This is a genomic window from Herbidospora mongoliensis (assembly GCF_001570545.1).
In the GTDB taxonomy this organism is placed as follows: Bacteria; Actinomycetota; Actinomycetes; order Streptosporangiales; family Streptosporangiaceae; genus Herbidospora; species Herbidospora mongoliensis.
In genome coordinates, this window is sequence record NZ_BBXD01000017.1 from 183,473 (window position 1) to 196,992 (window position 13,520).

11 protein-coding genes are annotated in these 13,520 nt (G+C 69.3%); 3 read left to right on the plus strand and 8 right to left on the minus strand.

What is annotated here, in order from left to right; all coding sequences use genetic code 11:
* Positions 1–29 precede the first annotated feature (29 nt).
* From AW272_RS25475 to AW272_RS25495, 5 genes are all read right to left on the minus strand, one after another.
* Positions 30–611, minus strand: coding sequence for a DUF7158 domain-containing protein (locus AW272_RS25475; RefSeq protein WP_066369992.1), 582 nt, complete (start codon positions 609–611; stop codon positions 30–32).
* Positions 608–4,372, minus strand: a complete 3,765-nt coding sequence (locus tag AW272_RS25480) for a glycoside hydrolase family 38 N-terminal domain-containing protein (protein ID WP_066369994.1) — start codon at positions 4,370–4,372, stop codon at positions 608–610. The genes AW272_RS25475 and AW272_RS25480 overlap by 4 nt, the downstream gene beginning before the upstream one ends.
* Positions 4,373–4,444: 72 nt before the next feature.
* Entirely contained in the window at positions 4,445–6,604 is a 2,160-nt protein-coding gene (locus AW272_RS25485) for a tetratricopeptide repeat protein (protein ID WP_169807619.1), read from the minus strand.
* A gap of 11 nt (positions 6,605–6,615) precedes the next feature.
* A complete protein-coding gene (locus AW272_RS25490; RefSeq protein WP_066369998.1) occupies positions 6,616–7,044 on the minus strand; it encodes a hypothetical protein in 429 nt (142 codons plus the stop codon).
* A gap of 90 nt (positions 7,045–7,134) precedes the next feature.
* The gene (locus AW272_RS25495) at positions 7,135–7,542 is read right to left on the minus strand and encodes a PH domain-containing protein (RefSeq protein WP_066370000.1); all 408 of its coding nucleotides are present in this window, start codon (positions 7,540–7,542) and stop codon (positions 7,135–7,137) included.
* 125 nt (positions 7,543–7,667) lie between these two features.
* On the opposite strand from AW272_RS25495, the gene AW272_RS45695 reads away from it, so the two are divergent.
* On the plus strand, positions 7,668–7,799 hold the full coding sequence (locus tag AW272_RS45695) for a hypothetical protein (RefSeq protein WP_275527315.1): 132 nt from the start codon (positions 7,668–7,670) through the stop codon (positions 7,797–7,799).
* Here AW272_RS45695 and AW272_RS25500 read toward each other — a convergent pair.
* Positions 7,796–9,676 carry an MFS transporter gene (locus tag AW272_RS25500; protein WP_066370001.1) on the minus strand — a complete coding sequence of 627 codons (1,881 nt, stop codon included), beginning with the start codon at positions 9,674–9,676 and terminating at the stop codon, positions 7,796–7,798. The two genes, AW272_RS45695 and AW272_RS25500, sit on opposite strands and share 4 nt — an antisense overlap.
* A gap of 113 nt (positions 9,677–9,789) precedes the next feature.
* Here AW272_RS25500 and AW272_RS25505 point away from each other — a divergent pair, with 113 nt between their 5' ends.
* Entirely contained in the window at positions 9,790–10,293 is a 504-nt protein-coding gene (locus AW272_RS25505; RefSeq protein WP_083958657.1) for a SigE family RNA polymerase sigma factor, read from the plus strand.
* Positions 10,290–11,090 (plus strand): hypothetical protein, encoded by an 801-nt coding sequence (locus AW272_RS25510; RefSeq protein ID WP_066370007.1) that lies wholly within the window; start codon positions 10,290–10,292, stop codon positions 11,088–11,090. Before AW272_RS25505 ends, AW272_RS25510 begins: the two co-directional genes overlap by 4 nt.
* 42 nt (positions 11,091–11,132) lie before the next feature.
* On the opposite strand, the gene AW272_RS25515 is transcribed toward AW272_RS25510, so the two are convergent.
* Together AW272_RS25515 and AW272_RS25520 are read right to left on the minus strand one after the other, a co-directional pair.
* Positions 11,133–11,774 (minus strand): M15 family metallopeptidase, encoded by a 642-nt coding sequence (locus AW272_RS25515; RefSeq protein WP_066370009.1) that lies wholly within the window; start codon positions 11,772–11,774, stop codon positions 11,133–11,135.
* 73 nt (positions 11,775–11,847) lie between these two features.
* On the minus strand, positions 11,848–13,461 hold the full coding sequence (locus AW272_RS25520; protein ID WP_066370011.1) for an FG-GAP repeat domain-containing protein: 1,614 nt from the start codon (positions 13,459–13,461) through the stop codon (positions 11,848–11,850).
* Between the last annotated feature and the right edge of the window lie 59 nt (positions 13,462–13,520).

The window sequence follows — 13,520 nt, forward strand, 5'->3', positions numbered from 1 at the left end:
AGGCCGGGAAGAGTCCTGAAATGCACGACTCAGTGACGGTGTGTCGCATCCGGCTGACGAGGGTCCCCCGGGTGCTCGAAACCGGGCATCAGCGTGACCTTCTCGCGGTGACGCCGCTCCAGCCACCGGACGAAGAGGGTTTCCTTCCTCGCCTGTACGAGCTGAGCTGCGATCCCCGCCGATTCGCCGTCGAACGGGCCGGGGTGACGGTCGCGGTTGCGGTCGTAGTAGGCGCGTACCTCGTCTGGCGGGAGGCCGGCGTCGATCCGGGTGAAGAGGCTCTGCCCGGCGGGCGTGGACAGAACGGAGGCGATGACACCACCGGTCCGCAGCGCGATCGGCAGAGTCACCGGCGCGACCTGATCCGGACCACCGGCCGGCCCGTCAGATGCCGTCTGACCTGATTCGCCGCGCTTTCGAAGGTCCCGGTACTCCTGCGCGACCACCCGTTCCATGGTCATGAGCTGGACCAGCCAGCGGCGCAGGTTGCGGCCCTCCGGCGAGGCGGGATGGGGAAGGCGGGCGGCGAGCGGGCCTTCGTACAGGTCGCGCATCCGCCGGTCGACCTCGGCGACCGAGATGACCTCGTCGCCGACGGTCGCGGCGATCATGGGAGGACCTCGATGGTGACCGGCTCGGTGTAGTGGACCTTCCCGCCGTATCCCAGCTTGACCAGGGCCCACCATGTCCCCGGCCGGTGTCCGCCGATGACCGGGAAGCGGAGTTCGGTGGTTCCCGGGCCTGTTCCGGTGTTCCAGAGCGGGAGCATCTCATAGGTGTGCCACGGGCTGATGAGCTGGGCCTGCACCGGGACGTCGCAGGTCAGCCGGATCACGATCTCCGATCGCTCCCTCGCGCGGAGGGTGAGGTGCGGGGTCTCGGTGACCGCTGCGAGGGTGGCGTCGCCGAGGCGGTCTTCGAAGGTCTGGCCGTCGAAGTTCAGTCCGGCCGTGGTCCAGCCCTCGTTCGGCCAGGCCGTGAAAGCGCCCGGTTCGAGGGTGAAGCCGCGGGTCTCGGTGCCGTCGAGCGTGACCTCACCGGTCACCGTCTCCTCCACCAGCGACGACGCGACCGTGACCGTCTCGGGGGTGAGGTGGACGGCGAGCGGCATGTTGCCGATCGGCGCGGGGCCGGTGTTGTGCAGCCAATATCGGACGAAAACCGGCTGGAACGGCTCGGCGCCCGGGGCCGCTCCGCCGCCTTGGACGTCTTGTGAGTAGGTCACCACGTCCATACCGGTCACCGGGGCGTCGGGCTCGTCGCGGGTCTCCAGCAGGTCGGTCCGCCGCCATCCGGGCAGGTCTATGTGTTCTGTACGCCCATGCGGTTCGTACAGCCGCATCGTCATCCCGGTGACCTCACCCGGCAGTCGTCCGGTCGCGATGAGGTTGCCCGCCGGTTTGAGCGCGGTCAGCACGAGGCTTTCCGGCACGTCGAGGAGCGACTCCGCGGCCGATTCGCCCGTGACACCCTGATCGAGGGCGATCAGCGGGTGGTTCACCTCGTGCCCCGCACGGACCAGCCCGGTCGCGCGCCAGTCGCCGGGGCCCGCGAGCAGTGCGTATTCGAAGCTGTGGGTCCAGTGCTGGAGCTGGAAGTTGGTGCCGTCGGGGACGGTCCGGCGGGGTGGGTCGATCCAGATTCCGGAGGGCCAGCCCGTACACGACCGGAGCAGTGACAGGTTGAGCGCGCCGTTCGGTTCGACCGCGAAGCCGGGGATGCCCCGGTTGATCAGCCCAATCGTGTACGGCTCGTACGACTCCCCCTCGATCTCGACGACCGCGTCGGCCAGGTCGTCGATCAACGAGTCGAGGTCGTCCGCGCCGATCGACAGGACCGGCAGCGCGTCCGCGGCCGTGAGGTCGGCGCTCGGCACCCACACCTCCACGAGCGGCCTGACGGCCGGATGCCAGCCTTTCGGCCAGGGCGTCTCGCCGACGGCGATCCGGACGTCGGGCAGGTTGGAGTCGACCGCGAGGTTGCCGTAGCGGGGACCGTCAGCCCGCGAGACGGTGGCCGTGACGCCTTGTTTCACCAGGGCGACCGCGAGCGCGCGCAACCGTTCCGCCGGGACGTCCGGGCCGGCGACGATCTCGGCCACACCGATGGGCCGGCCGCCGATCCGGCACGTCGCGGACAGGGCGAACCAGTTGTGGGCGGGGTTGTCGAGGGTCCACGGGTGCTCGGCGGTGTCGGCGTCGATGTGGGCGAAACCCCGTCCGACGACGGCGTTCCCCACCTCGCTGACCGGCAGGGCCTGGTCGATCTCGACCGGCCAGCGGAGCCTGACGAGCTGGTCGGCGCCGTCGAAGTCGAGGTGGGTGACCAGGTCGACGCGCTTGAGGCCGCGCCAGAGGGTGATCTCCTGGACGTACCTGACCGACCCGAACGCGCCCCTCACCACGAGCCGCTCCCCGAGTGCGGACCGTTCGGCGACGACCTCGGCCGGGTGCGCGGACGACCCTTCCTTCGTCCCCTTGGGCACCAGGTGCCAGGGGCCCTCGTGGAATTTCGGGTGAGCCGGATATTCGTCGTGGACGACCAGCTCATTGCCTACTTGGCCGGGTTGGAGGAGTTCCCTGCCGTCCACCCGCCAACTCGTCACCGCGCCGCCCCGGTCAGGGTCGGCGGTGATGGCATGGCCGGAGCCGGCGATGGTGGTGCCCCCGGCGGGCAGCCAGCCGGCGTTGCCGCCGGGGGCGCCACCGGGGGTGAAGGAGAAGGTCCGGTGGCCGAGCGGCGGGACGTCCTCGGCGAGGAAGGTGACGTCGGCCTCGGTGATGAACCCGTCGTCGTCGAGGACGGCGTTCTCGACGAGCGCCGCTTCGGCGATCCCCCGCCAGCCGGGCGGGGGCGACAGACGTACCCGGACGACGTCGGTGCGCGGCCACGACGACGGGTTCCAGACCACCACCCCGCTCAGCCCCGCACCGAGCGTGCGCAGGGCGCCGTCGAGGGTCTCGGAACCGATCGTGTACGCCTCCCGCCAGCCCGTGAGCAGGTCGAGATAGACCTGGTCGGACTCCGAACCCGTGATCGCGTCGTGGTGTGCGCCGTAGACGAGCTGCCGCCAGGCCTTGTCCATCAGGGCGAACGGATAGTCGGCCCGCTTCGTGACCGAGGCCAGCGTGGCGAACTTCTCCGCGTCGGCGACCAGCACCTCGGCCCGGCGCTGGACCTGTTTGGTGTCGATGAACGAGACGTCTTTCCCGGTGTAGATGGGATTCATGTCCCGCGTCTGCGGCAGGAAGGCGTGCTCCTCGGCCCGGACGGCGGCGAAGAACTCCTTCGGCAGACCGCAGACGAAGCGCGGCGAGACGTAGCGGGCGTTCCACTCCCGCTGGATGTCCATGATCCACTTGTTGGGCGGCGTGTAGTCGGTCCCCACCGGCAGCAGGACGTTACGCGTCGCCGCGACCTCCTTCAGCGCGAGGAACCACGTGTAGACCTCGGCGGCGGCCTCGTCGACGGTGGTCGAGGAGTCCATCCACCAGCCCGCGCTGTAGTGACCGGGCATGTAGTGCGTCAGCACCCCTTCACCCGACGGGGCGACCCAGTCGAACTCGGCCGGGAACTGCATCCGCTTCGGGTCACCGCCGCCCAGCATCGGCCCCCACTGGTGGAAGGGGCCGCGCGCCCAGGAACTAGAGGTCAGCCCCGCCGCGGCGGCCAAGCCCGGGAACTGGGGGTCGTGGCCGAAGGCGTCGAGCTGCCAGGCGGTGCGGGGGTCGCCGCCGAGGATGTCACGCTGGAACCCGATGCCGTGGACGAGGTTGCGGATCGTCGACTCGGCACCGGTCAGGTTGGTGTTGGGCTCGTTGTAGGTGCCGCCCATGATCTCGACGCGGCCCTCGTCCATGAGCCTGCGCAGGTAGGCGCGGTGTTCGGGGTGGGCGTCCCAGAAGGGCTTGAGGTAGTCGACCTCGGCCAGCACGAACTTGTAGCCGGGCTCCCGGCGGGCCGTTTCCAGGTGCAGTTGGACGAGCTCGAAACCGGCGTGCTGGAAGGCCGAACGGCTGGCCTGGGCGGCGTCGCCCGCGGTGTTCCACGTGGTGGTGTAGGCGGCCTGGGTGTTCCACCAGACGGGGTCGTAGTGGAAGTGGGAGACCATCCAGACGGTCCAGCCGGGTTCGGCGACGACGAAGGTGGTCTCCCGGCTGTCGTCGCCGACGGTGACGGTGATGGCGGCGACGTCGCCTGGGGTTTTGGGGGTGATGACCGCGACTTCGACCGTGCCGGCGCCGGTCGCGGTTCCCTCTGCGTCACCGGTGATCACGACCTGGGCGGGAGGGCCCTCTTCGAGGGTGACCCGGACGATCTGGCGGGGGCCTTCAACAAACAGTTCCGTACCGGCGATGTCGGCGATCCGCATGTGGCAATGATCACACATGGGGCGGTTTTGGCCAGATGTTCAGGTTGGAACGACGAGGCGGAGCCGACCTACTCAGCTCTGCCGAAGTCGGCCGATTCCATCTCGACAAACGTCTACCCAGTCCAAGAAATCTATCGACTCATAATATTTCCGGGCGGCCTCATAGTGATGGATCGCCAACTTCACATCACCTCTGAGTTCAGCGAGACGCGCCATATCCAGACTAAGGTCCGCCGTTCCCTGCCGGCTTCCCATTTCCTCATAGAGACCCCAGGCTCGCTCACAGAGGTCATTCGCCTGCCCGAAATCACCCTGTGCAAAGGCCACTCCACCCAATCCCCTGACGGTGAGGGCCAGACCCAGCCGGTCTCCCATCTCCTCATAAAGGCTCCGGGCACGCTCATACAACTCAACCGCCCGCCCAAAATCACTCCCGGCATACGCCACGTCACCCAATCCCCTGACGGTGTTGGCCAGACCGTGCCGACTTCCCAGCTCCTCATAAAGACCCAGGGCACAGTCATACAACTCGACCGCCCGTCCATAGTCGCCCAGTGAATAGGCCACATCGCCCAGGTCCTTCAAGGCGTGGGCCAGCCCCGGCCGATCTCCCATCTCCTCGTACAGACCCCGGGCACGCTCATACAGGTCATTCGCCCGCCCAAAACCACCCTGGGCATACGCCACATCGCCCAATCCCTTCATCGCGCCGGCCAGACCTGAACTGTCTCCCATCTCCTCGTACAGACCCCGAGCACGCTCATACAGCTCAACCGCCCGCTCAAAGTCACCTCGCGGATACGCGACCGAACCCGCATGGATCAGGACCTCGGCCTGCACAGTCACGTCATCAGACGCGAGAAGGAGAATCTCGCGATATAGCTCCTCCGCGAGATGGTATTGGCCACTGGTTCTGAACCAAGATGCCAGCCCCAATGCCAGGCCGGCAGAATCTGCAAAGCCGATGGAGTCATCACGAAGTGACGCCTTCGCCGCCTCACCCAACTCTCCGTTCGCGACGCTCAACCACGTTCGCGCGGCGTCGACATCGGCGAAGGCTCCCGTCTCTTCGCCCGAAGATTTCTGATAGGAGAGAAAGGTGGTGGCGGCGACGACGCGCTTTCTCAAGTGAGCGAAGAGGCGGGCCAGACCAGGGTGCCTCTCCGACAGGTCGTAAACCCTCGCGCACTCGAGGAAGAGGTCGTGGAAGGTGTACCGGCCCTCCGGCAGCGGGGAGAGCATCGCCTTGCCGGCCAGATCGTCGAGCCGGAAGGACGCGGCGAAGGCCGGGATCTCGGCCATGGCGCCGATGGAGGTCGCGTCGAAGTCCGGCCCCGGATGGCGGGCGCACCACAGCAGCGCCTCCTGCCGATCGGCGTCCAGCGCGTCGAACGAGACGGCGAAAGCGGCCTGGAGCTTCTGCCTGATGTCGGGGAGATGGTGGAAACGCTGTGCGCCCTCGGCTCCGGCGGCGCGCAACGCGCTGATGACGAAGGCCGCCGGCTGTCTGGCCAGCAGCAGGCCGATGGGTTCCAGGGTCAGGGGCAGGTGACCGCACAACCCGGCGAGCTCGTCGAGCATCCGCGACGGCACGGCGTGCCCGCCACGGCGGCGGAGCAGGTCGACGGCGTCAGCGGACGCGAGAGTGTTCAGGCGCAGGTGCTCGGCGTCGTGGAGTTCGTCGAGGTCGTCGCGGCTGGTGATCAGGGTGAGACAGCCCGGTGCGTGTTGCGGAAGCAGCGGGCGCACCTGATCGGCGGAACGGGCGTTGTCGAGGATCAGCAGGACCCGGCGCGAGGAGAGCCAGCCCTGCCACAACCGCATCCGGGCGCCCACGCTGACGGGAATGTCCGCGCCCTGCCACCCGGCCCAGGACAACAAGTCGGCCAGGACGGCGCCGGGGTCGGCGGGTTGCAGGCCTGGCGTGTAGCCGTAGAAGTCGACTTCGACCCAGGCGTCGGGGAAGTCGTCTTTGATCTCGGCCGCGACCGCGCGGGCAAGCGCCGTCTTGCCGATGCCGGCGATGCCGTGCAGAGCCGAGATCACGACGGGGCGGTCGCCGCGAACCTTGCCGACCAGTTCCGCGATCTCGCGGTCGCGGCCCACCATCTCCGGCGGGGCCACCAGGGCACGCTGGGCCACCGCGGGCCGGGAACCGTTCTGGAAGTAGATGTTCTGGACGCCCTGCCCGAGCACTCCCATCTGGGAATGCCCATGGGCGGAGGCGTTCACGTCTCCGCCGCTCATGATCGAGGTGGGCCGAAGTTGACGTTCTGCACGCCCTGGCCCTGCACGGCCTGCTGGGCCTGGTCGTAGGCGCTCGCGTTGACCTGCACCGCCCCGGCCGCGCTCGCCGGGGCGTGCGCCTGCGCGAACTCCACCAGGTCGCGAAGCCGGGCCTCGGCGTCGGGATGGTCTTCCAGGAAGTCGCGCAGGCGGACGGTCCACGCCGCCTCCAGCGCCCCGGCCGTCTGGTCGCGGTCGTCCGCCGCGAGCAGCTCCGCGCGGGCCGATTCCAGGCGCTCCGCCTGGCGTCCCGCGGCCTCCCCGTCACCCCGGCCGATCAACTGCGCGCACCGGGCCTTCACGTCTTCCCACGCGTCTGTCGCCATGGCCGTGACCACGGCGCTGCCCGCCGTGGCGGCCAACGCGGCGAGAGCTTCCGCCAGCATCGTGAGTCCTTCCGAAAGCCCGGATGAATGGATGCTTCCGGCATACCTCACCTACGCTCAGAACGCAGGCGATCAGCGACAACGCGTGACTTAGGGGCGCATCCGTATGAGGGTTTCGGCCACTGGGACGACCGGTTCGCCCAGGTCGTATTGGCTGAACAGGTGGATGTCGTCGCCGGTGTCGATCTCCAGGAGCGTCGATCTCAGGCCGTAGCGGGCGCGTTCGTCGACCCGGATGCGGTCGATCTCGCTCCACGTGATGCGCCGGCGGCCGGCGAAGCCCGCCACGACGATGATGCCGCTGGGGTCGGCGACCAGACGTACCCGGGCGAGCAGGTCACGTGCCGTGAAGAAGGCCAGCGCGATCGCGGCGGCGGTGAGGAGGATCACCAGCCGGATGTCGGACGTCAGCCAGCCGTAAACGATCAGGAGCAGACAGATCAGGGTCCCGGCGGCTTTTCCGGCCACGATTTTGGTAGGGACCTGCCACACGTTCATCCCCGCAGGTTACTGCGGCGAGAGACTTTACCTGCCCTAGGTGCGAACCGGGATATACAGGGAAGTGAGGCTTGAATGGCGCGCCGCTTGGCGTGCGACTCGATATTCCGCCCGCCGGAGGCACCATGAGCAGGCAGATCGCCAGCGCGTACCAGCAGGTGACAGTCGCGGAGCTTGAAGCCCGGGTCAGGGGGCTGGAAAACCAGGTCGCCCACCTCACCGAGATGCTGGAAGCGCTGACTGAGGAGGCTGATTAAAGGATCGTCGCGCCCGTGTCGTCGCCGACGGTCTCGGCGGCCAGTCGGGTGAGCAGGGCGGTCAGTTCGGGGTTGCTGTCGGGGTTCCAGCCGTCGAGGTGCCGGGCCAGTGCGGCTCTGCGGATTCCGACCAGGCGTCGTGCTGCCCTGCGGCCGGTGGTGGTGATCGTCAGGTTGTCGCCGGAGCGCTCGATCAGGCCCCGGTCGACCAGGGGCTGGGTGTACGGCGTGCCTCGGTCGACGGCCACGCCCGCCCTTTCCGCCAGGGTCCGGCGGGAGACGTGGCCCTCTCTGGCCACGCGGCAGAGCACCCAGGCGGTACCGGCGGAGAAGTCGTATCCCGCGCGGCGGGCCAGGTCGGCGTAGAGGTCTCTGGCGCAGGGGTCGCGGCGCATCAGCAGGGTGAGGGCGCGTTCGATCTCGGCCTGTGAGGAGTCCGCGCAGTCCGGGTGCGGGGTGAATTCGGTCGCGGTGGCCCCGGTGGTCGTCCGGAGCGGGACCTCGCGCAGGAACAGGGACAGCAGGAAGCCCGCGAAGGCCACCGGCGCGGCCCAGGTGAAGATGGCGCTGATCGACTCGGCGTAGGCGTGCGGTCCGGCGGTGTTCCCGCCCCGGGAGGCCAGTTCCCCGGCGAAGATCGAGCCGAAGACCGAGACGCCGAACGACCCGCCGATCGAGCGGAAGAAGGTCGCCGCCGAGGTGGCCACGCCGAGATCCTTGTAGTCGACCACGTTCTGGACGGCGATCACCAGCACCTGCATGACCAGGCCGATGCCGAACCCGAGCACGAAGAAGTACGTCCCGACCAGCCACATCGACGTGGTCTCATCGAGGGTGCGCAGCAGCAGCATCGCCACCGTCATGATCGCCATGCCCGCGATGGGGAAGCGCCGATAGTGGCCGGTCCGGCTGATCAACCGCCCGGTGGTGATGGACGTCGCCAGCAGGCCCGCCATCATCGGCAGCAGGTAGACCCCGGAGAGCGTCGCCGACACCCCGTGCACGACCTGCAGGAACAGCGGCAGGTAGGCCAGCCCGCCCAGCATCGCGAACCCCACGACGAAGCCCATGGCCGACGTCACCGCGACCACCGGCAGGCGGAACAGGCGCAGCGGCAGGATCGGCTCGGCGGCTCGGCTTTCCGCCGCGAGGAACAGGGCCGCGAAGACGACGGCCGTGAGGGCCAGCACCAGGACGGGGGGCGACGTCCAGGCGTACACGGTCCCTCCCCAGGTGGTGACCAGCACCAGGCAGCCGACCGCGACCGTGAGCAGGACCGCGCCGAGGTAGTCGATCACGTGGCGGGTGCGGTCGGGCTTCGCCGGGAGGGTCACGGCGACCGCGATCAGGGCGGCCACGCCGATCGGCAGGTTGACGTAGAAGACCCAGCGCCAGCTCAGATGGTCGACGAACAGGCCGCCCGCGAGCGGTCCGACGACGCTGGCCACGGCGAAGACGCCGCCGAAGTAGCCCTGGTAGCGGCCGCGTTCCCGGGGCGGTACGACGTCGCCGACGATGGCCATGGCCAGCACGATCAGACCGCCGCCACCCAGGCCCTGGAGTGCCCGGAAGGCGATCAGCCCGGTCATGTCCTGCGCGAGCCCGCACAGCGCGGAGCCGATCAGGAAGATGACGATGGCGGCCTGGAAGAGGGGTTTGCGGCCGTACTGGTCGCCCAGTTTGCCCCAGAGCGGGGTGGAGACGGTGGAGGCGAGCAGGTAGGCCGTCACGACCCACGACAGGTGGTCGAGGCCGCCGAACTCACGCACGATGGTGGGCAGGGCGGTGGAGACGATGGTCTGGTCGAGGGCCGCGAGCAACAGGGACAGCATCAGCGCGCCGATGACGACCCAGATGTCCCGCCGCGGTTCCCTCATAGGGCCGATCTCCCCGGGCCGGAGTCCAGGAAAGCTCAACCGGGTGTCAACGCGGGACAGGTCCCGCGGCGTGTCCCTGGTCGGCACATATCCCGACAGAGAAGGGAGCGCGGGTGGATGCGGATTTCGCGGACTTCGTCCGACGCCGGGGCGACCACCACCTGAGGACGGCCGTGCTGCTCACGGGTGACTGGCACACAGCCGAGGATCTCGTGCAGACCTCACTCGGGAAGCTCCTCGCGGTCTGGCCCCGCCTGGACACCGCGACCGAGCCGGACGCCTATCTGCGTCGGATCATGGTCAACACCCACCGGTCGTGGTGGCGGGCGCGGTGGCGGCGGGAGATCCCCCGGGCCGAGTTACCCGAGCGGGTCTCGCCCGGAGACCTGTCGGAGGGGCGGGTGGTGGCCGAGGAGGTGCGGGCCGCGCTGCGGCGGCTGCCGGCGCGGCAGCGGACGGCGTTGGTGCTGCGGTTCTTCGCCGATCTGCCGGAGGCCGAGGTGGCCGCGCTCATGGGGTGTTCCGCGGGAAGCGTCAAGACGCACGTGCACCGGGGGCTGCGGGCGATGCGGCGACTGGTCAACCGGACCGAGGACGAAGGGAGTGTGCTCCGGTGAACAACCGAGACGAGGAGGCTCTGATGCCGGAGAACGAACTGCGCACCCTGCTGGCCAAGGCCAGCGCCGACCGGCCGCCGGGCATCCGGCTCACGCCGGCCCGGCCCCGCACCGACCGGCTGTGGTTGCCGGTCACGGCCGCCGTGGCGGCGGCCGTGACGGCGCTGGTCCTGATCATGCCCGGTACGACCCCATCGGCCAACGCGCAGGTGATGGCCGCCGTGGAGACGACGTCCGCGGAAAGCTACCGCATCGCGACCACATCGGGAGACAAGACGTTCACAGGCTCCTTTGATCCCGCCCAGCGGGTGGGGGTCATCGTCCGCAACGACGGCGCCGAGACCAGGTTCGTCGGGGACACGATCTACGGAAAGGACCCCGGCGACGCCAAGTGGTACGCCGCCCCGCGCTTCGACGACGAACTCAAGGAGGCGCCCGCCGCGACCGGACTGGTGAAACTGCTGCCGCTCGACCCGTCTGCCGCCCTGGCGAAGCTGCGCGCGGCGACCGAGGTCCAGGAGGAGGGATCGGTCTCTGACGGGACCCGGTACACCTTCGCCCTGGCCGAGGAGGTCTCGGGCCTGGTGGACATCGACGACCAGGACCGGATCAGGCACCTGGAGATCACCTTCGCCGACGGCCACACGGTGGAGATGGACTTCATCGACTTCGGCACGGACGTGTCGGTCGAGGCGCCCCCGCAGGACCAGATCGAGACCGAGCCGAGAGACAAGCAGGTCAACGAAGTACCCAAGCCCGGCGAACCACAGAAGAAGCCCACGCCGAGCATTTCGTGACCGAAAGGGCGTCACCGGTCCTCCGGTGACGCCCTGTCTCCGTCAGGCGCCCGGGAGCCGGGCCGGGCCGTAGCGGGCGTGTCCGGCTCCCGTCACGCAGGCCCAGTAGCGGTCTCCGTGCGACCAGTGCCACCACTCCGTCGGGTAGTTGACGAAACCCGCCGTCGTCAGGGCCGCCGACAGCACTCCCCGCCGTTCCGCGGCCTCTCCCGTGACGCCGGGGCCGGCCGTGTGGCAGGCCTCGGTGTCGGTGTCGTTGACCTCGGTGCCGAGCCACAGTTCCCGGCCGTCGGCGTCGCACAGGGTCAGGTCGACGGCCGCGCCCGCCACGTGGGGGGCCACCTCCGGCGGGGAGATGTAGCGGCTGGCCCGGACGTGATACCAGTGCTCGTCCTGTCCGGGATGCGCCTCCCGGAGGCGGCCGACGTGGGCGTCGAAGTAACGGGACTGGAGTTCGACGGGGCGGAAGCCCTCGACGACGAGGAAGTAGAGGCCCGGCGGGAGGAAGGTCTGGGCCGTCACCAGCCGGTCGACCACGCCGTGGCGCAGGTGGGCGTGGCCGGGTCCTGTCGCGGCCATCCGGGGGTCGACCCGCAGGGCCGGGACGGCACGCAGGTCGATCAGCGGCTCGCCGGACTCCCTGATCGGGGTCCCGGCGACGACGGGGTCGGAGAGGAGGATCACGTCTCGTCCTTTCGATACGCGGGCAGCCGCCCGGTCGGGGTGACCGGGCGGCTGAGGTTTCCGTTGCGGCGGGTTACTGGGCGGTGGGGATGTGGCCGATGGTCGACCAGCCGGCGCCGAGGCCGGTGAAGGGGGCGAAGACCGGGCGGCCGCCGGCCGGGGAGTTGCGCCAGGCGAGCATCTGGTCGGTGCCGTTGAGGCCGAGCAGGTCGGTCTTTCCGTCCTTGTCGTAGTCGGCGACCAGGAACTCCGTCACCGTCTGCCAACCCGTGGACACCTGGAAGCTGGCGCCCCGCGACAGGTTCCCCGCGGTGGAGGTGTTGGGGACGACCCAGAACGCGTCGGCGCTGCCCGCGTTGAAGCCCGCCAGGTCGACCTTCCCGTCACCCGTGAAGTCGCCGATGACGATCTTCGTCAGGGTCGACCACGCCGAGCCCAGGTCGGCGTAGGGCGCGAACGACGGCGTGTTGCCGGAAGCGGTGTTGCGCCAGGCGAGCATCTGGTCGGTGCCGTTGAGGCCGAGCAGGTCGGTCTTGCCGTCGGCGTCGTAGTCGGCCACCCAGAAGCGGGTCACGGTCTTCCAGCCGGAGGACATCTGGAGGCTGTTGCCCCGCGAGGGGTTCCCGGCGGTCGAGGTGTTCGGGACGACCCAGAACGTGTCGGCGGTGCCGGCGTCGAAGCCCGCGATGTCGACCTTCCCGTCCCCGGTGAAATCGGCGATCACCAGCTTGGTCAGGGTGCTCCAGGCCGCGCCGAGGCTGACGTAGCCCGCCAGCGACGGCGCGCCGGGAGAGCTGGTGTTGCGCCAGACGAACATCTGGTCGGTGCCGTTGAGGCCGAGGACGTCCTGCCTGCCGTCGCCGTCGTAGTCGGTCAGCCAGTACTTGGTGACGGTCTTCCAGCCGGTCGACAGCCGCGTGCTGCCGCCCCGTGACAGCGCACCGGGCGTGCTGGTGTTCTGGATGAACCACAGGTCGTCGCCCGAGGTGCCGAGGCCCAGGAAGTCGGGCTTGCCGTCGCCGTCGAAGTCGACCAGGCGGCGGGCCTGCGGGTCGATCAGGGGGCGGGACGGGGTGACCGTGTCGTCGACGATGTTGTTGTACCGGATCGGGCGGTAGTTCGCCGTCATGCTCGACCACGACTCGTCGCCGACCTTGCCCCGGGAGTTGGGCGTCGGGCCTTTGGCCCAGTCGTCGCGCCAGCCGTCGCCGTCGGGGTCCGGGCCGCCGTTCAGCGAGTAGGTCCAGGCGCCCTTCGTGTGGTCGCCGGCGTCCTTCCAGCGGGCGAACAGCTCCATGTGGCCGTCGGTGAGGATGGCGTCGCCGGGTTTCAGGTCGTGCAGGCTGCCGAGGAAGTGCTTGCCGCTCCACGACGCGAAGTCGTCGGTGCTGTTGCCGCCCTTGCCGGAGTTCGCGGTGATGTGCCAGGCCATCGAGACCAGGCCGGAGCAGTCGGGGCCGTAGCGGTGGGCGCCGTCCGCGTCGGTGGTCAGGGTGCTGGAATACCGGGTGAGGTTGTAACGCACCCCTCGGTCGACCCAGTTCTGGGCGCGGGCCAGCACCTCCGATCGGGTGATCTGGCCGCCGGCGACCGAGTCGGCGTGCGCCGGGGCGGTGGTCAGGGTGAGTCCGGTGAGGCCTATCGCCATGGCGGTCAGGACGCCGAGGGAGCCGGAGAGAAGTCGCATGTCGTGGTGCCCTTCCAGATGATGTCCGGTGACATCTGGAAGGTTGCGCCGGTCCGCTG